Below are 21230 nucleotides of genomic sequence, written 5' to 3'. Positions count from 1 at the left end.
CAACCCGGGGGGCCGCTTTGCGGCCCATTCGCAGCACAAGGCTGCTCCTACAGGTTTACGCTATCTCCTGCAGGAGCAGCCTTGTGCTGCGAATGGGCTGCAAAGCAGCCCCCGGCGCCAAACACAATGGTGAATGTCGCGCCCAGCGCTAGGCGCATTTCCTGCACAGGTCTACAATCGCCCTCCTCGCTTTTACATCGCCGTCCACACTGATGCCGACCTGTACGCTCCACCCCCTGCCCTACCAGCCCGACCCTGCCGCCTTTTTCGCCCGCCTGCGCCAGGCCCCCGGTGCGATCCTGCTGGACAGCGCCCGCCCCGGCGCCGAACGCGGGCGCTTCGACCTGCTCAGCGCCTGGCCGCTGCAACACCTGCAAGCGCAGCCCGACGAAGATGGCCGCACCTTCCTCCAGCGCCTGCGCGCCGGCCTGGCACGACTGGGCCATGCGCAGTTGCCCGCAGGCAGCGAGCTGCCGTTTGCTGGCGGCCTGATCGGCTACCTGAGCTATGACTTCGGCCGCCGCCTGGAACACCTGCCCAGCCTGGCCGTGGACGACCTTGGCCTGCCGGACGCGCAACTGGGGCTGTATGCCTGGGCGCTGGTGACCGACCACCAGTGCGCGACCAGCCAACTGGTGTTCCACCCGAGCCTGCCGGACAGCGAACGGGAACGCCTGATCGCCCTGTTCGAAGGTGTCGACAACGCGGAAAGCGGCAGCTTCCAGCTACTCGCGCCGATGGCCGGCGACCTGCAGCCCGAGCAGTACAAGGCCGCCTTTGACCAGGTGCAGCGCTACATCCAGGCCGGCGACTGCTACCAGATCAACCTTACCCAGCGCTTCCGCGCGCCCTGCCAGGGCGACCCGTGGCACGCTTACCAGGCCCTGCGCAAAGCCTGCCCCACCCCCTTCTCCGGCTACCAGCAACTGGCCGACGGCAGCGCCCTGCTGAGCTTTTCGCCCGAACGCTTCATCCGCGTCAGCCAGCGCCAGGTGGAAACCCGGCCGATCAAGGGCACCCGCCCGCGCGCCAGCAACCCGGCAGAAGACATGCGCAATGCCGAGGAACTGCTGCACAGCCCCAAGGATCGCTCGGAAAACCTGATGATCGTCGACCTGCTGCGCAACGACCTGGGGCGTACCTGCGAGATCGGCTCGGTGAAGGTGCCGGAGCTGTTCAGCCTGGAGAGCTACCCCAACGTGCACCACCTGGTCAGCAGCATCACCGGCCAGTTGGCCAGCGACAAGGACGCCCTTGACCTGATCGGCGACAGCTTCCCCGGCGGTTCGATCACCGGCGCGCCGAAGATCCGCGCCATGCAGATAATCGATGAACTGGAGCCGGCACGCCGGGCGCTGTACTGCGGCTCACTGCTCTACGTGGATGTGCGCGGCGAGATGGACAGCTCGATTGCCATTCGCAGCCTGCTGGTCAAGGGTGGGCAGGTCAGTTGCTGGGGCGGCGGCGCGGTGGTGGCCGACTCCGAGTGGCAGGCCGAATATGAAGAGTCGATTGCCAAGGTGCGGGTGTTGATGGAGACCTTGCAGGGCTTGTAATCGGCGACGCCTGCTTCGCGGGCTCGCCCGCACCCACAACTGGCAGATGTGTGCTGTACCTGTGGGAGCAGGCGCCACCGACTCCAAGCCCGCCTAACCCGGCATTTTTTGTTACCATCACCTCACTACGAGCGCACAGCGCCACAGCCAAGATGGAAACCGCCTGATGAGCCAACCCTTCGACGTCGCCGCCCTGGCCGCGACCTATGCCAACAAGTCCCCGCAGGACATCCTCAAGCTTGCCTTCGAGCACTTCGGTGATGACCTGTGGATCTCCTTCAGCGGCGCCGAGGACGTGGTGCTGGTGGACATGGCCTGGAAGCTGAACAAGCAGGTCAAGGTGTTCAGCCTCGACACCGGCCGCCTGCACCCGGAGACCTACCGGTTCATCGACCAGGTCCGCGAGCAGTACAACCTGCCGATCGAAATCCTTAGCCCCGACCGCGCCAAACTCGACCCGTTCGTCAAGGAAAAGGGCCTGTTCAGCTTCTACAAGGACGGCCACGGCGAGTGCTGCGGCATCCGCAAGATCGAGCCGCTGCGTCGCAAGTTGGCCACCGTTAGCGCCTGGGCCACCGGCCAGCGCCGCGACCAGAGCCCGGGCACCCGCAGCCAGGTGGCTGCAGTGGAAATCGACAGCGCGTTCTCCACGCCCGAACGCACCCTGTACAAGTTCAACCCACTGGCGCAGATGACCAGCGAGGAGGTGTGGGGTTATATCCGCATGCTGGAGCTGCCGTACAACAGCCTGCACGAGCGCGGCTTCATCAGCATCGGCTGCGAGCCCTGCACCCGCCCGGTGCTGCCAAACCAGCATGAGCGCGAAGGGCGTTGGTGGTGGGAAGAGTCGACGCAGAAGGAATGCGGGTTGCACGCGGGCAACCTGATCAGCAAGGCATAACACAGCTGGGGCCGCTTCGCGCCCCAATCGCCGGCAAGCCAGCTCCCACAGGAACATCACAAGCCTTCAGGCAATGGTAATCCTGTGGGAGCTGGCTTGCCGGCGATTGGGCCGCAAAGCGGCCCCGTACGATTCTAGATCAGTGCACCGGCAGCTCGACGCCTTCGAACAGGTCTTCCAGCTCCTGCTTGTTATGGCACTGAATGGCCTTGGCCATCACTTCACGGGTCAGGTGCGGGGCGAACTTCTCAATGAAGTCGCACATGAAACCACGCAGGAAAGTGCCGCGGCGGAAGCCGATCTTGGTAATGCTGGCTTCGAACAGCTCGCTGGCATCCAGGGCCACCAGGTCGCTGTCGAGTTTGGTGTCCACCGCCATCTTGGCGACGATTCCCACGCCCAGCCCCAGGCGCACATAAGTTTTGATCACGTCGGCGTCAGCCGCGGTAAACACAACTTTCGGCGTGAGGCCGCGGTGGTTGAACGCTTCGTCCAGCTTCGAACGCCCGGTGAAACCGAACACGTAGGTAACGATCGGGTATTCGGCGACCGCTTCCAGGGTAAGCTTTGGCAGCTTGGTCAACGGATGGCCCTGCGGCACTACCACGCAGCGATTCCACTTGTAGCACGGCATCATGATCAGGTCGCCGAACAGCTCCAGCGCCTCGGTGGCGATGGCAAAGTCGACCGTACCGTCCGCAGCCATTTCGGCAATCTGCATGGGCGAACCCTGGTGCATGTGCAAGGACACTTCCGGGTACTGCTTGATGAAGTTGCTGATCACCGGCGGCAAGGCATAACGCGCCTGGGTGTGGGTGGTGGCGATGGACAGCGTGCCCTTCTTCTCGTTGGAGAACTCCTGGGCAATCTGCTTGATGCTTTCGACCTTGCGCAGGATTTCGCCGGCGGTATTGATGATGCGCTCACCGGCCGGGGTAACGCGGGTCAGGTGCTTGCCGCTGCGGGCAAAGACTTCAACACCCAGTTCATCCTCGAGCAGGCGGATCTGCTTGCTGATACCTGGCTGGGAGGTATACAGGCTCTGCGCCGTCGCGGAGACGTTGAGGTCATGGTGCGCCACTTCCCAGATGTAGCGCAGTTGTTGAAGCTTCATAGGTTTCCCTCGGTTCAGCGATGAGTCCGCGGCAGCAGGCGGCGACGATATATAACTATATTAGTGGTTCTGGAAATAAATCTAGAACTATTTTGTTACATACCACCCCGAAATGGCCTACGGCCATCTTCATGCTTTCCTACGCCCCAAATGCTGCGCCAGCGGCACCATGTATACCGGTACCGGCGACAGCTGCAGCAGCCGTACCGCCGTGCGCCCCAATGGCACATCCACGCCGGCGCCGGCACTATGGCTACCGAAAATCAGCAGATCGACGCTCAGCCGCTGTGCCTGGTCGAGGATCACCTGCGCTGGGTCGCCCTGGCGTACCCGCACTGCCTTGATCACTGCCAGGTCAGCCTCCTCGCCAAGTTCGTCGCGAAAGTTTTCCAGCACACGCTGCTCGATATTGGCCATCACCGTATTCACCCCCTGGCTGTGCAACTGGTCGAGCGTCTGTTCATCCAGGTAGCTCTGCAGGAGAGATTCAGCGAACTGGCCCATGGGCTCCACCGCATGGATCACATACAACTCGGCGCCAAATGTGCGCGCCAGCGCCAGCGCGTGTTGCATGACAAAAGGGGCGTAGACACCGAGGTCGGTGGCATACAGCATGGAGTGGATCATTCGACCTCCTCGACTGCCGCTGCGGCAGAGCAAGCTTCAGCTTAGCAGCGCGCCGGACGCACGCTTTGCCGTCCGGCGCGCTGCCGATGCGGGCTGGAGCGCCCCGACGGGGCCAGAGCCACCCTCAGCGGGGCTGTTCGCCCCGGTCGATGAAAGCCAGCGCCTGATACAGCATCTCCATGCGCGGCAAGTGGCAGCCTGCCGCACGCGCCTGTGCCAACGGCTCGGCATAGATGGCCTGCAGCTCCAGCGGGCGCTTGTGGACATGGTCGTGGTACATGCTGGGCCAGTAGTCGGGCATGCGCTCGGTCACCTGGAACAGGTGCTCGGCATATCCCTCGGGCAACACATGGCCACATGCCGCCGCGCCTTGTACTACCTCCGCCATCAAGGCCTGGATCAGGGCACGGCCATTACTGTCGGCCATCAACGGCGTGGTGCTGGCTCCGAGCAGCACCGACAGGCCGTTATAGGGCACATTCCATACCAGCTTCTGCCAGCGTGCCTGGGCCAGGTCGGGCATGGCCTGCGAGTCGATGCCCGCAGCCCGGAACAGCTCAGCACCCTCATTGACCAGCGCGGCACCGCCATCGTTTGCCGGCCCGCTGTGGTAGCCGAGGTTGACCGCGCCCAGGGCCTGGTGGCGAATCACGCCGGGCGCCTGGCGGTTGACGCAGATGAAACACAGGCCGCCGAGCAGGTGCATGTCGCTGCGCAAGGCGGGACGCAACTGCTCCTCCACGCCCAGACCATTCTGCAACAGCACCACCTTGGCGCCCGGTGCAGCCGCCTGCACGATCAGCGGCGCCAACTGGTCATTGCTGGTGGCCTTGGCACCCACCAGCAGCCAGTCGCAGGGCGGCATGCCAGCGGCACTGGAATAGGCCTGCACCTTTGTCTGCAGTTTGCCATGCTCGGCACTTTCCAGGGTCAACCCCTGCTTGCGGACAACCTCGTACTCGCTGCGCAAAAGAAAATGCACATCGAAGCCGGCCCGGGCCAGCATCAACCCATAGAAGCCGCCGATGGCGCCACTGCCGATGATGCCGATACGTGGTGTGTGCGGATGCATGCCGATCTCCTGGTAAATGTTAGCCCTCTTTTTACACAGGTTGCGCGGCGCTGGGCAGCCCATGCTCGGCAAACACCTGCCATCTCGGAAAAACCCCACACGGACTGGGCCCAGCCCATTGTCGCGCCACCTGTAACGCGCTAAGGTTCGGCTCCCCGCTGCGATTATTCTTGCTGCTGGGCCGCACGGGGATAGTTGGCGGCCGGCACCCGTGACCTGACGAGTAACACGATGGCTGATTTACCGATCGATGACTTGAACGTTGCCTCCAACGAGACCCTGATCACACCCGATCAGCTCAAGAAGGAAATCCCCCTCAGCGCCAAGGCCCTGCAGACCGTGACTGCCGGCCGTGAAGTGGTGCGCAATATTCTCGACGGCAAGGACCATCGCCTGTTCGTCGTGGTCGGCCCTTGCTCGATCCACGACATCAAGGCCGCCCACGAGTACGCCGAGCGCCTGAAAGTGCTGGCCGAGGAAGTGTCCGACACGCTGTACCTGGTCATGCGCGTGTATTTCGAAAAACCGCGTACCACCGTCGGCTGGAAAGGCCTGATCAACGACCCGTACCTGGATGACTCGTTCAAGATCCAGGATGGCCTGCACATCGGCCGCAAGCTGCTGCTGGACCTGGCCGAAATGGGCCTGCCGACCGCCACCGAAGCGCTCGACCCGATTTCCCCGCAGTACCTGCAGGACCTGATCAGCTGGTCGGCCATCGGCGCCCGCACCACCGAATCGCAGACCCACCGCGAGATGGCTTCGGGCCTGTCCTCGGCAGTCGGTTTCAAGAACGGCACCGACGGCGGCCTGACCGTTGCCATCAACGCCCTGCAGTCGGTATCCAAGCCGCACCGCTTCCTCGGCATCAACCAGGAAGGCGGCGTGTCGATCGTCACCACCAAGGGCAACCCGTACGGCCACGTGGTACTGCGCGGCGGCAACGGCAAGCCGAACTACGACTCGGTCAGCGTCGCCCTCTGCGAACAGGACCTGGCCAAGGCCAAGATCAAGGCCAATATCATGGTCGACTGCAGCCACGCCAACTCCAACAAGGACCCGGCCCTGCAACCACTGGTGATGGAGAACGTTGCCAACCAGATCCTCGAAGGCAACCAGTCGATCATCGGCCTGATGGTCGAGAGCCACCTGAACTGGGGCTGCCAGTCGATTCCGAAGAACCTGGACGAGCTGCAGTATGGCGTGTCGATTACCGATGCCTGCATCGACTGGTCGGCTACCGAGAAGACCCTGCGCAGCATGCGTGCCAAGCTTAAGGATGTGCTGCCGCAGCGTAAGCGCGGCTGATGCAATAAAAGAGCGGGGCCGCTTCGCGCCCCATCGCGACACAAGGCCGCTCCTACAGGGTTATGCGATTTCCTGTAGGAGCGGCCTTGTGTCGCGATGGGGCGCGAAGCGGCCCCGCTTTTTTATACAGAATCAGACCTTGCTCGAATGCCGCTGCTGGCGCTCCATGTAGCGTTCCACGTACGAGCAGGACGGAATCACCGTGTAGCCCATCTGCTCAGCATACTCCAGGGCCCGCTCGGTCAGGGCGGCAGCAATCCCGCGGCCGCGCAGGGCGTTGGGTACGAAGGTGCGATAGATGTCCAGCGTCTGCTTGCCCAGGTCCATGTACGTCAGATAGGCACGATGACCGTCCACGCTGGTCTCGAACTGATGACCGGCCTGGTCATGATGGATGGTCAGCGCTTCGCTCATCACTACTCCTCGCAGGTCTTCTCGGCAGACCCATACCTTAACCGATGGTGGTTTATCCGGCACAGAATCCTCTACGCCACCTGTTGCCCACTTCGACCACTGGACGATTGCAATCGTTCGGATCTTCTGGCACTCACAAGATAGTAGGCGCCGCAGGCAGGATTGCTCAAGGTGGTGGCGGTTAAAAATGGCGAAAATGCAGCCAAATGCCATTCTTGACCGCGCGCCCTGCAGCAACCGGATGTACTAGGGCTTAAGACGCTGGCAGACAGTTAGAGTCACCCTTAGTTCAACAAAAAAGTTCCTGTACTACAGTCGCTTGCGAGCCCTGCACGTTTTTTTCACGGAGCGTGCCGCAAATCTTGTCGAAAAGGCGTCAGGCAACATTTTTTTTGCAGTTCTTGCGCTTAGTCAGTTTACTTACTACAAGTAATGGGTACTATGTACGCCGGCCAGTTTCTCTTTTCCGAGAGATGGCTATTTAATAGAAAGTCCTTGAAGGGGAACACGATGAACAACGTTCTGAAATTCTCTGCTCTGGCTCTGGCCGCAGTTCTGGCTACCGGTTGCAGCAGCGTATCCAAAGAAACCGAAGCTCGTCTGACTGCGACTGAAGACGCAGCAGCTCGCGCTCAAGCTCGTGCTGACGAAGCCTACCGTAAGGCTGACGACGCACTGGCAGCCGCTCAGAAGGCTCAGCAGACCGCTGACGAAGCCAACGAGCGCGCTCTGCGTATGCTGGACAAAGCCAGCCGCAAGTAATAATCCTCACGGATTGTTATGAAGCCGACCCACTTGTGGGTCGGCTTTTTTATTGCCTGCGCACAAGGCAAACGCGCCAGGCAGAAACGAAAAGGCCTGCACTAAGGCAGGCCCGGGTGTGTCGCAATTACCTTACTGCAGTTCGGGCGGAATGCTCGAAACCATTGGCGCACCACCCTGGTTTTCGGTCGGTACGGCAATTTCCACCGGCATGCCATCTTCCGCGGCCACCACATCACGCACCATGTCCCAGTTCATGCGTAGGTTATTGGCCAGGTCTTCTCGCTTGAGCAAGGCATTGATAACAGCAGTGTGTTTATCGACCACCGACGGATTACCCTGGTCGTCCAGCGGCGTGTGCGCCTCCAGATAGACCTTGCCACCACTGATACCGAACTTGTAGGGCTCGTTGATGATGCGCACCGGCGTACCCACCGGCACCATCTTCGACAGTTCCAGCACGTTGTTGTTGAGCATGCGGAAGCAACCGTGGCTGGTACGCATGCCAATGCCGAACTTCTTGTTCGAACCGTGGATCAGGTAGCCCGGCACGCCGAGGGTGAACTTGAACGGCCCCAGCGGGTTGTCCGGGCCAGCCGGCACCACGCTCGGCAGGATGTCGCCGTCAGCCGCGTGCTCGGCACGGATGGACGCTGGCGGAGTCCAGGTCGGGTTTGGCGTCTTGGCAGTGATCTTGGTATTGGCGATCGGCGAACCCCAGCCTTCACGACCGATGCCCAGCGGGAATGTATGCACCACGTTCTGCCCTTTCGGGAAGTAGTACATACGGTATTCGGCCAGGTTGATGACGATGCCTTCACGCGGGCCAGGCGGCAGGATGTAGCGGGTCGGCAGGATGATCTCGGTGCCGGCACCTGGCAACCACGGGTCCACGCCCGGGTTGGCGGCGATCATTTCCAGGTAGCCGAGGTCGTTGGCAGTGCCGATATCGGCGAACGTGTCCTCGTACTTTGCCTTGATCACATGCACCTGGCCGATGATGTCTTCACCGGGTGGTGGCAGTGGCAGCTCCAGCGCAGCAGCGGGGCCTGCTACCAGCAGGGCGGCCAGGGACAGGCTACGGGTGACGGCAGGAAAGCGCGGCAACATCCGGTAAATCCTTCGAAAGGTGGGTCAAGAGAATCGATTGTACACCCGCGCCGATGCAAGCGGGAGGCATTGGCGCCATGCAAGCGTTTCAGATGATGAAAGGTGCGGCGTTCAGCCGCCCTGCAGCTCTGGCCACACCGGGCGCATGCCGCGCCGCTGGGCATCGAGGATGGCGCGGCACAGGTCGCACAGGCGGCCATCGCGGTAGATCGAGCGCGGCACCCCCGACCAGCGCGGTTGCGCCGGCAGCAGGCCACCGCACAAAGTGCGGTCGGCCGGCACGCCCAGCTCCAGCTGGCGGGCCACGAGGTGGACGCGGATTTCCTGGCAGGCGAACAGGTCGAGCTGCTCATCAGGCTCGATCAGTTGGTAGGCATACAGGGACCAGGCAGGGCGCGGCATCGGTGGCACTCGAAACGGGGGGCGCAACATTAGCCGAAAGCCGGCGCCGTTTAAAGCGTCACAGCAAGGGTTTTATCGCCGGCCAGGCATTTTCCAGCAGGCGCTGCTGGGCGGCCTGGGCCGGGTGAATGCCATCCGCCTGCATCAACTCAGGCACGCCCCCTACCCCCTCGAGGAAAAACGGCACCAGCGGCACCTGTTTTTCCGTCGCCAGCTGCTCATACACCTGGGCGAAGGCGGTGGTGTAGCGCACGCCATAATTGGGTGGCAGGCGCATGCCCAGCAGCACCACCTTGGCACCGGCCTTGCGCGAGCTCTCGATCATCGAGGCAAGATTTTGTTGCAATTGCGCTGGCGGCTGCCCACGCAGGCCATCGTTGCCGCCCAGTTCCAGTACCACCAGGCTCGGCTTGTGCGCTGCAAGCAGCGCCGGCAGCCGCGCCTGGCCACCTGCACTGGTGTCGCCGCTGATCGATGCATTGACCACCTTGTCGTCGAAACCTTCGTCCCGCAGGCGGGTCTGCAACAGGGAAACCCAGCCCTGGCGGGTATCCAGGCCAAAACCGGCGCTGATACTATCGCCGACAACCAGCAGTGTTCCCGCCGCCGCGCTCTGGGCCAGGCAATACAGGGCCAGACCGGCACTCAACCACCACACTCGCATCGGATTCTCCATGGGCCCCAGCATTCTCGTTGCGCAGAACCTTAGCAAAGTGGTCCCCAGCGCGGAAGGTGACCTGACCATCCTGCACGCCCTGTCCCTCGACCTGGCCCAAGGCGACAGCCTGGCAATCGTCGGCGCCTCGGGTTCGGGCAAGTCGACCCTGCTCGGCCTGCTCGCCGGCCTCGACCAGCCCAGTGCCGGCAAGGTCATCCTTGCTGGCCACGACCTGGGGCCGCTGGATGAAGACCAGCGCGCGCGGGTGCGCGCCGAACATGTGGGTTTCGTGTTCCAGTCGTTCCAGTTGCTCGACAGCCTCAATGCCCTGGAGAACGTCATGCTGCCGCTGGAGCTGGATGGCCGCCGCGATGCCCGCGAACACGCGCGCACCCTGCTCGAACGGGTCGGTCTGGGCAAGCGCCTGAGCCACACTCCGCGCCAGCTTTCGGGCGGCGAACAACAACGGGTGGCCATCGCCCGCGCCTTCGCCGCGCAACCGGCAGTGCTGTTTGCCGACGAACCCACCGGCAACCTCGACAGCCACACCGGCGAACGCATCAGCGACTTGCTGTTCGAACTGAACAAGGAGCGCGGCACCACCCTGGTGCTGGTTACCCATGACGAACGCCTGGCCCGGCGCTGCCGCCGCCAGATTCGCCTGGATGCGGGCCGCCTGGTGGCCCCGGCGGAGGCCTGATGACCCACATGCCGCTGTCCCGCCTGTGCGGCCTGGCCCTGCGCCAGCTGCTGCGCGACATTCGCGCAAGCGAAGTGCGCGTGCTGTTCTTCGCCCTGCTGGTGGCGGTCGCGGCCAGCACTGCCATCGGCTATTTCGGTGCCCGCCTCAACGGCGCCATGCAACTGCGCGCCAGCGAGTTCCTTGGTGCCGACCTGGTGCTGCAGGGCAGCGCCCCGGCCAGCGACCAGCAGATCGAGGCCGGCAAGGCACTGGGCCTGCGCCACGCCCAGGTCGTCGAGTTCACCAGCGTGGTCGGCGGCGACAACGGCATCCAGCTGTCCAGCGTCAAGGCTGCCGACGGTGCCTACCCATTGCGCGGGCAAGTGCGCAGTGCTGCGCAGCCCTATGCCACAGAAACCCCGGGCGGCGGCCCGGCACCTGGCGAAGCATGGGTCGAACCACGCCTTTTGGCGGCATTGGGGCTGAAGGTTGGCGACAGCATCGACGTGGGCATGAAGACGCTGCGCATGAGCCGCGTACTGACCTACGAACCGGACCGCGCCAACAACTTCTACAGCCTTACCCCACGGGTAATGATGAACCTGGCCGACCTGCAAGCCACCGGCGTGGTCCAGCCGGGCAGCCGGGTCACCTACCGCGACCTGTGGCGCGGCGATGCCGAAGCGCTGGCCCAGTACCGCGGGGCACTGAAAAAGGACCTGGCCGCCAACCAGCGCCTGCGCGACACCCGCGATGGCAACCAGCAGGTCGGCGGCGCGCTGGGCAAGGCCGAGCGCTACCTGAACATGGCCAGCCTGGTGGCGGTGCTGCTGGCAGGCGTTGCCGTGGCCCTGTCGGCCAGCCGCTATGCCGCACGCCGCCTGGACGCCAGCGCCCTGCTGCGCTGCCTGGGCCTTTCGCGCCGCCAGGCACTGGGCCTGTACTGCCTGCAGCTGGCCATGCTCGGCCTGGTCGCCGCGCTGGCCGGCGCCCTGCTCGGCTGGCTGGCGCAACTGGGCCTGTTCCGCCTGCTGCATGGCCTGTTGCCAAGCGTGGTGCCTGCAGGCGGCATCGTCCCAGCCCTGGCCGGCATCGCTACCGGGCTGGTAGCCCTGGCCGGTTTCGCCCTGCCGCCAATTGCCGCGCTGGGCCAGGTACCGCCGCTTCGCGTGCTGCGCCGCGACCTGCTGCCGATACCGCCCAGCAGCTGGCTGGTGTACGGTGCGGCCCTGTTCGCCCTGGGCCTGATCATGTGGCGCCTGAGCCTCGACCTGCTGCTCACCTTCGCCCTGCTCGGTGGCGGCCTGGTCGCCACGCTGCTGCTCGGCGGCCTGCTGCTGCTCGGTTTGCGCAGCCTGCGCCAATTGCTGGCCGGGGCACCACTGACCTGGCGACTGGGGCTGGGCCAACTGCTGCGCCACCCCATGGCCGCTGCCGGCCAGGCCCTGGCCTTCGGCCTGATCCTGCTGGCCATGGCCCTGGTCGCGCTGCTGCGCGCAGAACTGCTCGACACCTGGCAAGCGCAGCTGCCCAAAGATGCACCCAACCATTTCGCCCTGAACATCCTGCCGGATGATCGTGAGCCCTTCGCCCAACACCTGCAGCAGGTCAATGCCACCTCGGCGCCGCTGTACCCGGTGACACCCGGCCGCCTGGTAAAAATCAACGAGCAACCGGTGCAGCAGGTGGTCAGCAAGGACTCGGCAGGTGAGCGCGCCGTTCAGCGCGACCTCAGCCTGACGTGGGCGGCCGAACTGCCCGAAGGCAACGCACTGACAGGCGGCAACTGGTGGCAGGCGTTGCCCGCCGAAGATGAAATCCCCGGTGTGTCGGTGGAGGCGGAACTGGCCAACAGCCTGAAGCTGCAACTGGGTGACCTGCTGACCTTCGACATCGGCGGCCAGCAACGCCAGGCACGGGTCAGCAGCCTGCGCAGCGTGCACTGGGACAGCTTCCAGCCGAACTTCTACATGATCTTCCAACCCGGCACGCTGCAGGGGCTCCCGACCACCTACCTGACCAGCTTCTATCTGGCACCGGGCCATGACCTGGATGTGGTGGCGCTGTCACGGGCATTCCCGGCAGTGACCATCCTGCAGGTGGACGCCTTGCTCGATCAGCTGCGCAGCATCCTCGCCCAGGTGACCCTGGCGGTCGAGTATGTGTTGCTGTTCGTGCTGGCAGCCGGGTTGGCGGTGCTGTTCGCTGGCTTGCAGGCGACGCTGGACGAGCGTATCCGCCAGGGCGCCTTGCTGCGTGCGCTGGGCGCAGCGCGGCCATTGCTGGTCAAGGCGCGGCGGATCGAGTTCGGCTTGCTGGGTGCGGCCAGCGGCTTGCTGGCGGCGTTCGGGTGCGAGCTGATTACCCTGGTGCTGTACCGCTATGCCTTCGACCTGCAATGGAGCCCGCATGTGTGGTTGCTGCTGTTGCCCCTGGCAGGGGCGCTGCTGGTAGGTGGTGCGGGGGTGCTGGGGACGCGACGGGCGTTGAATGCCAGCCCGCTGGCGGTCTTGCGGGAAGGGTGAGACTTACCTGTCAGGGCCCTATCGCCGGCAAGCCAGCTCCCACCTCGACCGCATCGGCCTCGAGGCATGCGCTATCCCCGTGGGAGCTGGCTTGCCGGCGATAGGGCCATAACAGGCAACATCAGATCACTGCCCGTAGCTGATGCTGTTCACATACCAGGTCGCTTCACCGGTAGGTGTGTGCACCACCACCTCATCACCCTCCTCCTTCTTCAGCAAGGCACGAGCCATGGGCGAGTCGATCGAGATGTAGTCATTGCGCCCATAGATCTCGTCATACCCGACAATGCGAAACTTCATGGTCTCGCCGTCGTCGTTCTCGATCTCCACCCAGGCACCGAAAAACACCTTGCCCTCCTGCTGCGGCGAGTAGGCCACCACCTTCACATCTTCAAGACGCTTGCGCAGGTAACGCACCCGGCGGTCGATCTCGCGCAACAGCTTCTTGTTGTACTGGTAGTCGGCATTCTCGCTGCGGTCGCCCAGCGAGGCCGCCCAGGTAACCTTCTGGGTAATCTCCGGGCGGTACACCCGCCACAGGTGGTCCAGTTCTTTCTTCAGCGCCTCATGGCCTTCCGTGGTGATGATATTGGTACTCAACAGCGCGCTCCTCAGCGGCGGGTAATCAAGCCTTGACGCGCGATACGGGTGAGGTGGCCGATGATATCTGCGGCCTCGTCCGGCGCCGGGGCCTGGATCACGGCCAGGTCGAAACGGTCATTGCCATACTGCGCGAGGTGGCAGCCGCTATCGGCAAACTGGATCAGAAAGGCCCGCGCCTGGCCCTTGCGCCTGGACAGGCCTTCAAGGTGACGCAAAAGAGTGGGTTGATGCTGGCCGCCGAGCAGGATGCGCGGTGTGCGGGACGCCTGGCTGGCAGGCAAGGGGCTCAAACAGACACTGGTACGTGGGCAACTCATGGAGCTTCTCTCCGCCTCGCGAATCCCGCTGGGCAGCGGTGGGAGGCGTCACCGAACCAGCGCTTTAGCGGTATTTCGGATGACCCGGAGAGGGGCTTTCCTGCGCCCCGCAAGTAGCTGTTTAAATCGGCGCAGACGGTATGCTAGAGCCATGAGCTGGAAGTTGCAAGCAACAAGCCGCAAGCTGTGGCAGGCCAATACTCGGTCTGCTCTTGCTTGCGGCTTGTTGCTTGTAGCGTGCAGCTGTCGTTACCGGGCGATCAGGCGGTCCAGCGAGAAGCGGCCAGCGCCTTCGATCAGCACCGCGACGGTGCCAGCCAGCAGGGCCAGGCCGAACTCATAGCCGTTGTTGGACATGAACAGGCCGTTGCCGATGTGCACCGAGAGGATCGCCACCACCAGGGTCACCGCCAGCACCAGGGCCGCCGGGCGGGCCAGCAGGCCGATCACCAGGGCCAGGCCGCCGAAGAACTCGGCACTACCGGACAGCAGGGCCATCAGGTAACCCGGGGCCAGGCCGATGCTCTCCATCCACTGGCCAGTGCCTTCCAGGCCATAGCCACCGAACATGCCGAACAGTTTTTGCGCGCCATGCGCAATGAAGATGATGCCGACCAGGATACGGATGACGCTCAGGCCAGCGCCGGCGCGGGTGGAGAACAGAGCGTTGAGGGTAGCGTGTTCATGTCGAAGACTCCTTGAAGCGGGAAAGTTGTGTTGGGATGGGTGCCATCATAATCGATTCGATAGATATGAAAATCGCAAAAAACCCAACATAGCAATCGACAAAATCGATTTATCAACGTTTAGCCACACGCTCCAGCGCGGCACGCTCCCGGTTGAACGCTACAAAGTACTTGTTCACGCTATTGACGAAGTTGACGGGCCCCATGCCCACCTGCTCCATGGCGATACGTTCGGTCTGGAAAAACCACTGGTCGCCATTCAGCCCGCGACGCCGCGCCTCCGCACGCATGGCCTGGACCCGCTCGGGCCCCAGGTTGTAAGCCGCCAGGACGAAGGCCATGCGCTCGCGCTCGTTGATTTTGGCGCTGGCAAAGAACTTGCGCCGGATCAGCGCCAGGTAACGGGCGCTGGCCTGGACATTGCCATCCACCGTGGCGGTGTTGCTCACCCCCACGCGCTGCGCCGCCGAAGGGGTGATCTGCATCAGGCCATGGGCCCCTCCGGTGCCGCGCGCTGCCGGGTTGAGCGTCGACTCCTTGAAGGCCAGCGCGGCCAGGTTGAGCCAGTCGATCTGCTGCGCCTCACCGTGTTTCTGCAGCACCGCCCGCAGTGCGGTCAGGCGCTGGCGATTCTTGCTGGCCAAGGGGTCGTGCACCCGGTACTGGCGGCGGTAGATGCGCTCGAACGCGGCGTCCTGGTTGTCCGGTGCGCGGTAGCCCTGCAGAAAGCGATCGACCGTGGCCTGCAACTGCGGCGCATCGGGCCTCACATACCAACGCATGGCTTGCGGCGCCCCCAGTTTTACGCGGCTGTCCAGGCGCAGGCGCGGCATCACCCGGGCCCAGCGCCGGGCGATCGGCTGCTCGACCACGGTCAGGTGATAGATGCCGGCCTGGACCATTTCCAGCACATCCTCCACCGCCAAGGTCGAGTCGACCCACTCCACCTTGATCGGCGCGCGCTTGCGCAGCGCCAGCTGCTGGTTGACCTGCTGGATCAAAGGGCCGGCCGCGCTGGCGCTGGTCAGGGCCACGGTACGCCCGGACAACTGCTCGACATGGCTGAAACTGCGCTCGCCCTTGCGCCCCACCAGCAGCAGCGGCACCTGGTCGAGCACTGGTGCGCTGCTGCTGACCCCGCGCACCACGGCGGGGTCGAGCAGCTCGCCCGGCGCGGCCAGGTCGCCCTCGCCACGGGCCAGGGCGCCCAGCAACTGCTCCTTGGCCCGCGGGATCAGCTTGAGCTGGATCTCCTGGCCGTCGGCGGCGCGGGCATTGAGGTAATGCTCCAGGGCACGCAAGCGATAGTATTCGATGCCGACCGGCTCGCCCTTGACCTCACCGGAGCTGTTGCGGCTCTGGTTGACCAGCACCCGCAGCACCTGGCTGGTGCGAATCTGTTGCAGGTCACGGACCTTGGCCGGCGCGATGTTCTGCTGCGGTCCCGGCACGCGCGCGTGGGCAGGCCCGGTCAAGGTCAGCCCAAGCATCAGCAGGAAAATGAGCCAGCATCGCTGCATGCGAAAACGTGTCCGTGGTCGGTGAGCGGCATCCATGGGGTTGCACCGCCAAGAGAGAAATGACGGCAAAAGACCACGGCAACAGCATGAAGTTCTTGGTTTTTTCAGAAAAACACGGTTTTTGCTATGCTGGCCGCCCCGCGGCACGAGATAGCACCATGCAACTGATCGATATCGGCGTCAACCTGACCAACAGCAGTTTCCACGACCAGCAGGCGGCAATCGTCGAGCGCGCCCTTGAGGCCGGGGTCACGCAGATGGTGCTGACGGGCACCAGCCTGGCGGTCAGCGAACAGGCGCTGGAGCTGTGCCAGCAACTGGATGCGAGCGGCGCGCACCTGTTCGCCACGGCAGGCGTACACCCTCATGATGCCAAAACCTGGGATGCCGGCAGCGAGCGCCAGTTGCGCCAGCTGTTGAGTGAACCACGTGTACGCGCCGTGGGTGAATGCGGCCTGGACTTCAACCGCGACTTCTCCCCTCGCCCGCTGCAGGAAAAAGCCCTGGAGGCACAACTGGCACTGGCTGCCGAGCTGCGTCTGCCGGTGTTCCTGCACGAACGCGACGCCAGCGAACGCCTGCTGGCGATCCTCAAGGATTACCGCGACCACCTGACCGGCGCAGTGGTGCACTGCTTTACCGGCGAGCGCGACGCGCTGTTCGCCTACCTGGACATGGACCTGCACATCGGTATTACCGGCTGGATCTGCGACGAACGCCGTGGCACCCATCTGCATCCGCTGGTGGGCAACATTGCCGAGGGGCGGCTGATGCTGGAGAGCGATGCGCCTTACCTGCTGCCGCGCAGCCTGCGGCCCAAGCCGAAGAACGGGCGCAACGAACCAGCGTTCCTGCCAGAGGTGTTGCGTGAAGTGGCCTTGCACCGGGGTGAGTCGACCGAACACACGGCGGCACATACCACGGCAACGGCGCGGGCGTTTTTCCAACTCCCCTGAACCCGACGCGTTCTCCTGTAGGAGCGGCCTTGTGTCGCGAAAGGGCCGCAACGCGGCCCCGGCAATCTATCCGCTGAAGCTGAAAACCTGGGGGCGCTTCGCACCCCTATCGCGACACAAGGCCGCTGCTACAAAAGCGCGGCAGAACTTGCGGCGGAATTTTCTTGATACACATCAAGAAAGGCCCTGGCTTGCGCAGGCACAATGATGGCACCTTGCCAATATTGTTCCCGCTCAACTCAGAGAAGACCTGCCCATGGGTGCCTGGCTTAGCAATGTTTCCCTGAAGTACAAGTTCTGGGCCGTCAACGCGGTGGCCTTTGTCACGACCTTGCTGCTGGTGCTCTATGCCGTGCACCTGGAGCAGCGCGCCCGCGCCGAGGCCGCGCAGGCCCAGGCGGCCGCGCAGGCGCAACTGCTTGCTGCCTGGCCGGCCGGCCAGCCGCTACCCCGCCCGGCCAATGTCATCAGCTGGTCGCCCGGGCAAACGCCCACCTTCGCGGGCGAACCCCTGGAGGCCCTGCGCAATGCCCAAGGCTGGGTCGAACTGCCTGCCGCCCGGCTCTTGGGCAACAACCCGCTACAGGGCGCGCAGGTACTGCGCAACGGTGATCAGCAAATGGCCGTGCTGGCCCAGTCGCCAAGCCTGCGCCAGGTGTTCTTCGACCGATTCAGCAACTACGCGGTATGCGTACTGATCCTGATGCTGGCCATGCTCGGCGCCTCGCAGTTGCTGATCCGCTTCCTGCTCAGCCAGCTCAACACCCTCAAGGATGTGATGCTGCACGTGGAAAAGACCGGCGACCTGTCGGCCCGCGTGCCGTTGGCCTGTGGTGACGAGGTCGGCCAGATGGCCGGGGCCTTCAATGCCATGCAGGCGACCTACCACCGCGTGGTCAGTACTGTCGCCCACACCGCTGCGCAACTGGACTCCGGTGCCGCGCGCCTGGCCGCGAGCATGAGCGACGTGCGCCACGGCATGCTCGGCCAGCAGAGCGAGACCGACCAGGCCGCTACCGCCATCAACGAAATGTCGGCAACGGTGCACCACATCGCCCAGCATGCCGGCGCCACCCGTGACCTGTCACAAACAGCCGACGCCCTGGCCGGTAGCGGCCAGGAGGTGGTCAGCCGGGTACAGGACTCGATCTCCGGGCTGTCCAGCGGCGTGCAGCAGACTGCCGAGATGATTCGTCAACTGGCCGAAGACAGTCAGAAGATCAATGGCGTGGTCAGTGTGATCCACAGCATCGCCGAGCAGACCAACCTGCTGGCGCTCAATGCCGCCATCGAAGCAGCGCGCGCCGGCGACCTGGGCCGCGGCTTTGCCGTGGTGGCCGATGAAGTGCGCAACCTGGCCAAACGCGTGCAAAACTCCACCGACGAGATCACCACCATGGTTTCGGCACTGCAGTCGGGCACCCGGGATGCAGTGGAGTTCATGCAGGAGAGCTCGTACAAGGCCGACGACTGCGTCCGCCAGGCCCAGGAGGCCGGCGAAGCACTGGCCGAGATTACCGGTGCCGTGGCGCAGATGCGCGAAAGCAACACCCAGATTGCCGTGGCAGCCGAGCAGCAAAGCCAGGTGGCCGAGGAAATGAACCGCGCCGTGGTGAGTATCCGCGATGTCACCGAACAGACCGTGCAACAGACCGTGGGCTCGGCAACCACCAGCAGCGAACTGGCAACCTTGGCCGGTGAACTGAACAAGGCCATTGGCCAGCTCAAGCTATAGTCACCATAGCCAGCCTCGATTGGCCCCCGCCTGGGGGGCGCACTAAGCTTTGGGCATGACCGAGAGGAAATGCCCATGAGCAAACGCCTGCCCAACCTGCCCGCCTGGCAATGGCGCGGCTACCACCACAATCACCGCCACCCGGCCAACCTGGTGCTGCACCTGATCGCCGTGCCTTTGTTCATCCTTGGCACGTTGCTGATTCTGTCCGGCCTGTTCGGCCTGGACCTGGGCCAGATTGCCGTTGGCATCATTGCGCTGATCGCCGGCCTGGGCCTGCAACGCCAGGGCCACCGACTGGAAGCCGAGCAACCCGAACCCTTCGCCAACCGCAAGGATGCCGTGCAACGCCTGCTGACCGAGCAGTTCATCACCTTTCCGCGCTTCTTGCTGAGCGGGGCCTGGTGGAAGGCCTGGCGGGAACGACACAAGCATCGCCAATGATGCTCCAATCACGCGCAATCTTTTGTAGGAGCGGCCTTGTGTCGCGAAAGGGCTGCGCAGCAGCCCCGGATTTACAGCTTCGCCGCGAAGATTGCCGGGGCCGCTTTGCGGCCCTTTCGCGACACAAGGCCGCTCCTACAGGAAAGCGTGCAGGCCTGCAGGTATCTGCTAGGCAAACACGGTAACCGTCTGCCGGCTCAAGGCCAGCAACTCGCCCTGCGCCGTCCTCAACGCAGCGGCAGCGTGCCCGTAACCATCCCGCGCATGCTCGGTTTCCACGCAATAACGGCACCAATCCAGGGTCGATAGCTGCGCCGTGGGCTGCATGAATTCTATGGTCCAGGTCAACGTACTGCCGGCAGCCGGCTGTTTGAGAAACGGCATCAGGCTTGGCGGCCAGGCATCGACCAGCGCCAGCAGGTGCGCCTCGTTGACCGGTTCTTCGGCCACCCCGCGCAAACGTACCCAACCGCCCATTTGCCGCGACTGATTGCCACTGAACGGCAAACCACCCACCGCCCAGCGCAAGGCCACATGCTGCATGAACTCCGGAGTAACGCCTTTGATATGGGGTAGCTCGGGAGCTGCATCGTCGAGCGCTTTCATTTCCTCGGCCGGCAAGGCTGGCACATCGACCACCGACGGCCGCCCTGCACCGAAATTGCCCTGCACCAGCGTCACTACCTGGCCGTCTTGAACGGCACGGCCCAGCAAGGTGCTGACAGCCTTGCCTTCACGCAGCACCTCTACATCGAAGCGGATTGGCACATCGGCCGCGGCTGGCGCCACAAAGCTGATGGCCAACGAACGCACGGGGCGGTCATCGGAGATTTTCTGGCGCATGGCTTCATACACCATGGCCGCCATCAGCCCGCCAAAGGCGGCGCGCCCCTGGGCCCAGCTTGGCGGGACACATACAGCTTCGGGGTTGGCCCGCACGGCGTCGAGCAGTTGGTTGAAATTCATTGGCCGGCTCCTGCCTGCTGCGAATAAGGTCTGCCCATCCTAGCCAGCAAACCCATACCGATCAGCCCGCATTTCGGTCATTTTTCGGGCTTTCGCCGCGCCAACGCCTGCTGCAGTGCATCCAGCGTCGCATCCGAATGGCGCTCGGCCTCATGCAATTCCTGCTCCCAGGCGACCTTGCACGGCGCCAGATCGGCATGCTCGCGCGCCTGCAGCAGCCATTGCAGGCGATCATGCCAGTCACCCAAATCGCCCTGGGCCTGCTTCAGCAAGCGCCGCAACTGCTTGCCCGCATGGTCGAGCTGCGGATAGGCCTCATCGCCATAGCGCGCACGCTTGATCAGCAAGCGCAAGCGGTGGCGGTCGTGGGCCGGGTCCTGCAGCGCCTGGTACAACTTGCGCCACTGCTTGACCAGGCGTTTGTCGATGCGCTTTTCCAGCGCCTTGACCAGGCCCTCGCGACCGGCTGCACGCATGAACAGCGGAAACGCGTCGACAATCGCCAGCACCCGCGTCAGCTCGGGGCTGGCGGCAACACTGGCGAATGTCCTGGCACGCCCTTCCAGGCGCCGCTGCCCGGCCTCGGCAAAACCATGCCCAATCAGTTCGGCCGCCAGCACCTCACGGTCGCGCAACGGCGTGGTGAGGGCACCCAACGACCTGGCGGCCTCCTCCAGCTGCTCCACCCCCGGCAGCCCACGCAGCGGCCGCAGCAGGCTGCGCAGGCGCCGCAGGGTGGTGCGCAGGTCATGCAAGGCCTCGCTGTCGGTATCGGCAGCCAGGCGCTCGCGGCAGGCCAGCAGGCGCACCTGCAAGGCCACTATCTGGGCAACCACGTGATCGAGCATGGCAGACATTGAAAGACGCTCCTT

General features: G+C 64.0%; 22 protein-coding genes. 9 read left to right on the top strand and 13 right to left on the bottom strand.

Annotated elements, in window-relative coordinates; all coding sequences use genetic code 11:
* Positions 1 to 212 precede the first annotated feature (212 nt).
* Both pabB and CAG18_RS17155 read left to right on the top strand, forming a co-directional pair.
* Positions 213 to 1556 (top strand): aminodeoxychorismate synthase component I, encoded by a 1344-nt coding sequence (pabB, locus tag CAG18_RS17160; RefSeq protein WP_085721244.1) that lies wholly within the window; start codon positions 213 to 215, stop codon positions 1554 to 1556.
* A gap of 166 nt (positions 1557 to 1722) precedes the next feature.
* Positions 1723 to 2457, top strand: a complete 735-nt coding sequence (locus tag CAG18_RS17155) for a phosphoadenylyl-sulfate reductase (RefSeq protein WP_015269712.1) — start codon at positions 1723 to 1725, stop codon at positions 2455 to 2457.
* A gap of 139 nt (positions 2458 to 2596) precedes the next feature.
* On the opposite strand, the gene cysB is transcribed toward CAG18_RS17155, so the two are convergent.
* From cysB to CAG18_RS17140, 3 genes are all read right to left on the bottom strand, one after another.
* Positions 2597 to 3571, bottom strand: coding sequence for an HTH-type transcriptional regulator CysB (gene cysB / locus CAG18_RS17150; RefSeq protein ID WP_013971904.1), 975 nt, complete (start codon positions 3569 to 3571; stop codon positions 2597 to 2599).
* Between the two features lie 129 nt (positions 3572 to 3700).
* Entirely contained in the window at positions 3701 to 4198 is a 498-nt protein-coding gene (locus CAG18_RS17145) for a universal stress protein (RefSeq protein WP_015269711.1), read from the bottom strand.
* A gap of 124 nt (positions 4199 to 4322) precedes the next feature.
* Entirely contained in the window at positions 4323 to 5270 is a 948-nt protein-coding gene (locus CAG18_RS17140; RefSeq protein WP_085721243.1) for a putative 2-dehydropantoate 2-reductase, read from the bottom strand.
* A 231-nt stretch (positions 5271 to 5501) separates the two neighbouring features.
* On the opposite strand from CAG18_RS17140, the gene CAG18_RS17135 reads away from it, so the two are divergent.
* Positions 5502 to 6578, top strand: a complete 1077-nt coding sequence (locus tag CAG18_RS17135; RefSeq protein ID WP_013971901.1) for a 3-deoxy-7-phosphoheptulonate synthase — start codon at positions 5502 to 5504, stop codon at positions 6576 to 6578.
* Positions 6579 to 6710: 132 nt separating this feature from the next.
* Here CAG18_RS17135 and CAG18_RS17130 read toward each other — a convergent pair whose 3' ends face one another.
* The gene (locus CAG18_RS17130; RefSeq protein WP_003259781.1) at positions 6711 to 6992 is read right to left on the bottom strand and encodes a GNAT family N-acetyltransferase; all 282 of its coding nucleotides are present in this window, start codon (positions 6990 to 6992) and stop codon (positions 6711 to 6713) included.
* A gap of 510 nt (positions 6993 to 7502) precedes the next feature.
* Here CAG18_RS17130 and oprI point away from each other — a divergent pair.
* Positions 7503 to 7754 carry an outer membrane lipoprotei OprI gene (oprI, locus tag CAG18_RS17125; protein ID WP_003259780.1) on the top strand — a complete coding sequence of 84 codons (252 nt, stop codon included), beginning with the start codon at positions 7503 to 7505 and terminating at the stop codon, positions 7752 to 7754.
* A gap of 132 nt (positions 7755 to 7886) precedes the next feature.
* On the opposite strand, the gene CAG18_RS17120 is transcribed toward oprI, so the two are convergent.
* The 3 genes from CAG18_RS17120 to CAG18_RS17110 all read right to left on the bottom strand — a co-directional run bounded on the left by CAG18_RS17120 (position 7887) and on the right by CAG18_RS17110 (position 9930).
* The gene (locus tag CAG18_RS17120; RefSeq protein ID WP_003259779.1) at positions 7887 to 8864 is read right to left on the bottom strand and encodes a L,D-transpeptidase family protein; all 978 of its coding nucleotides are present in this window, start codon (positions 8862 to 8864) and stop codon (positions 7887 to 7889) included.
* A gap of 111 nt (positions 8865 to 8975) precedes the next feature.
* A complete protein-coding gene (locus CAG18_RS17115; protein ID WP_013971899.1) occupies positions 8976 to 9266 on the bottom strand; it encodes a hypothetical protein in 291 nt (96 codons plus the stop codon).
* Between the two features lie 58 nt (positions 9267 to 9324).
* Positions 9325 to 9930 carry an arylesterase gene (locus tag CAG18_RS17110; RefSeq protein ID WP_015269709.1) on the bottom strand — a complete coding sequence of 202 codons (606 nt, stop codon included), beginning with the start codon at positions 9928 to 9930 and terminating at the stop codon, positions 9325 to 9327.
* A 10-nt stretch (positions 9931 to 9940) separates the two neighbouring features.
* On the opposite strand from CAG18_RS17110, the gene CAG18_RS17105 reads away from it, so the two are divergent.
* A complete protein-coding gene (locus tag CAG18_RS17105) occupies positions 9941 to 10624 on the top strand; it encodes an ABC transporter ATP-binding protein (protein ID WP_003259775.1) in 684 nt (227 codons plus the stop codon).
* Positions 10624 to 13131 (top strand): ABC transporter permease, encoded by a 2508-nt coding sequence (locus tag CAG18_RS17100; protein ID WP_085721242.1) that lies wholly within the window; start codon positions 10624 to 10626, stop codon positions 13129 to 13131. The genes CAG18_RS17105 and CAG18_RS17100 overlap by 1 nt, the downstream gene beginning before the upstream one ends.
* A 126-nt stretch (positions 13132 to 13257) precedes the next feature.
* Here CAG18_RS17100 and greB read toward each other — a convergent pair whose 3' ends face one another.
* From greB to CAG18_RS17080, 4 genes are all read right to left on the bottom strand, one after another.
* Entirely contained in the window at positions 13258 to 13731 is a 474-nt protein-coding gene (greB, locus tag CAG18_RS17095; protein WP_061551414.1) for a transcription elongation factor GreB, read from the bottom strand.
* A gap of 11 nt (positions 13732 to 13742) precedes the next feature.
* Complete coding sequence (locus tag CAG18_RS17090; protein ID WP_054572841.1) at positions 13743 to 14051, bottom strand: hypothetical protein; 309 nt, start codon at positions 14049 to 14051, stop codon at positions 13743 to 13745.
* Positions 14052 to 14300: 249 nt separating this feature from the next.
* On the bottom strand, positions 14301 to 14714 hold the full coding sequence (locus CAG18_RS17085) for a DoxX family protein (RefSeq protein ID WP_031324761.1): 414 nt from the start codon (positions 14712 to 14714) through the stop codon (positions 14301 to 14303).
* Positions 14715 to 14850: 136 nt separating this feature from the next.
* Positions 14851 to 16257, bottom strand: a complete 1407-nt coding sequence (locus CAG18_RS17080) for a transglycosylase SLT domain-containing protein (protein ID WP_015269704.1) — start codon at positions 16255 to 16257, stop codon at positions 14851 to 14853.
* Between the two features lie 158 nt (positions 16258 to 16415).
* On the opposite strand from CAG18_RS17080, the gene CAG18_RS17075 reads away from it, so the two are divergent.
* From CAG18_RS17075 to CAG18_RS17065, 3 genes are all read left to right on the top strand, one after another.
* Positions 16416 to 17213, top strand: a complete 798-nt coding sequence (locus tag CAG18_RS17075) for a TatD family hydrolase (RefSeq protein ID WP_015269703.1) — start codon at positions 16416 to 16418, stop codon at positions 17211 to 17213.
* Between the two features lie 256 nt (positions 17214 to 17469).
* The gene (locus CAG18_RS17070) at positions 17470 to 18948 is read left to right on the top strand and encodes a methyl-accepting chemotaxis protein (RefSeq protein ID WP_013971890.1); all 1479 of its coding nucleotides are present in this window, start codon (positions 17470 to 17472) and stop codon (positions 18946 to 18948) included.
* 75 nt (positions 18949 to 19023) lie between these two features.
* Positions 19024 to 19392, top strand: coding sequence for an Mpo1-like protein (locus tag CAG18_RS17065; protein WP_085721241.1), 369 nt, complete (start codon positions 19024 to 19026; stop codon positions 19390 to 19392).
* Positions 19393 to 19560: 168 nt separating this feature from the next.
* Here the strand turns inward: CAG18_RS17065 and CAG18_RS17055 are convergent, their stop codons facing one another.
* Positions 19561 to 20358 carry an acyl-CoA thioesterase II gene (locus CAG18_RS17055; RefSeq protein ID WP_015269701.1) on the bottom strand — a complete coding sequence of 266 codons (798 nt, stop codon included), beginning with the start codon at positions 20356 to 20358 and terminating at the stop codon, positions 19561 to 19563.
* A gap of 77 nt (positions 20359 to 20435) precedes the next feature.
* The gene (locus CAG18_RS17050; RefSeq protein ID WP_054572838.1) at positions 20436 to 21215 is read right to left on the bottom strand and encodes a CHAD domain-containing protein; all 780 of its coding nucleotides are present in this window, start codon (positions 21213 to 21215) and stop codon (positions 20436 to 20438) included.
* Between the last annotated feature and the right edge of the window lie 15 nt (positions 21216 to 21230).

Source organism: Pseudomonas sp. B22(2017) (assembly GCF_002113105.1).
Taxonomy (GTDB): domain Bacteria; phylum Pseudomonadota; class Gammaproteobacteria; order Pseudomonadales; family Pseudomonadaceae; genus Aquipseudomonas; species Aquipseudomonas asiatica.
Note: the sequence above shows the minus strand (reverse complement) of the source record. Positions and strands in the feature narration are given on the sequence as shown.

Coding starts and splice junctions, on each gene's coding strand:
- pabB (WP_085721244.1), top strand. CDS start 213: ATGCCGACCTGTACGCTCCACCCCCTGCCCTACCAGCCCGACCCTGCC.
- CAG18_RS17080 (WP_015269704.1), bottom strand. CDS start 16,257: ATGCAGCGATGCTGGCTCATTTTCCTGCTGATGCTTGGGCTGACCTTG.
- CAG18_RS17110 (WP_015269709.1), bottom strand. CDS start 9,930: ATGCGAGTGTGGTGGTTGAGTGCCGGTCTGGCCCTGTATTGCCTGGCC.
- CAG18_RS17055 (WP_015269701.1), bottom strand. CDS start 20,358: ATGAATTTCAACCAACTGCTCGACGCCGTGCGGGCCAACCCCGAAGCT.
- CAG18_RS17145 (WP_015269711.1), bottom strand. CDS start 4,198: ATGATCCACTCCATGCTGTATGCCACCGACCTCGGTGTCTACGCCCCT.
- CAG18_RS17140 (WP_085721243.1), bottom strand. CDS start 5,270: ATGCATCCGCACACACCACGTATCGGCATCATCGGCAGTGGCGCCATC.
- CAG18_RS17115 (WP_013971899.1), bottom strand. CDS start 9,266: ATGCCGCGCCCTGCCTGGTCCCTGTATGCCTACCAACTGATCGAGCCT.
- CAG18_RS17090 (WP_054572841.1), bottom strand. CDS start 14,051: ATGAGTTGCCCACGTACCAGTGTCTGTTTGAGCCCCTTGCCTGCCAGC.
- CAG18_RS17130 (WP_003259781.1), bottom strand. CDS start 6,992: ATGAGCGAAGCGCTGACCATCCATCATGACCAGGCCGGTCATCAGTTC.
- CAG18_RS17120 (WP_003259779.1), bottom strand. CDS start 8,864: ATGTTGCCGCGCTTTCCTGCCGTCACCCGTAGCCTGTCCCTGGCCGCC.
- CAG18_RS17100 (WP_085721242.1), top strand. CDS start 10,624: ATGACCCACATGCCGCTGTCCCGCCTGTGCGGCCTGGCCCTGCGCCAG.
- CAG18_RS17135 (WP_013971901.1), top strand. CDS start 5,502: ATGGCTGATTTACCGATCGATGACTTGAACGTTGCCTCCAACGAGACC.
- CAG18_RS17155 (WP_015269712.1), top strand. CDS start 1,723: ATGAGCCAACCCTTCGACGTCGCCGCCCTGGCCGCGACCTATGCCAAC.
- CAG18_RS17065 (WP_085721241.1), top strand. CDS start 19,024: ATGAGCAAACGCCTGCCCAACCTGCCCGCCTGGCAATGGCGCGGCTAC.
- CAG18_RS17070 (WP_013971890.1), top strand. CDS start 17,470: ATGGGTGCCTGGCTTAGCAATGTTTCCCTGAAGTACAAGTTCTGGGCC.
- CAG18_RS17050 (WP_054572838.1), bottom strand. CDS start 21,215: ATGTCTGCCATGCTCGATCACGTGGTTGCCCAGATAGTGGCCTTGCAG.
- cysB (WP_013971904.1), bottom strand. CDS start 3,571: ATGAAGCTTCAACAACTGCGCTACATCTGGGAAGTGGCGCACCATGAC.
- CAG18_RS17105 (WP_003259775.1), top strand. CDS start 9,941: ATGGGCCCCAGCATTCTCGTTGCGCAGAACCTTAGCAAAGTGGTCCCC.
- oprI (WP_003259780.1), top strand. CDS start 7,503: ATGAACAACGTTCTGAAATTCTCTGCTCTGGCTCTGGCCGCAGTTCTG.
- CAG18_RS17075 (WP_015269703.1), top strand. CDS start 16,416: ATGCAACTGATCGATATCGGCGTCAACCTGACCAACAGCAGTTTCCAC.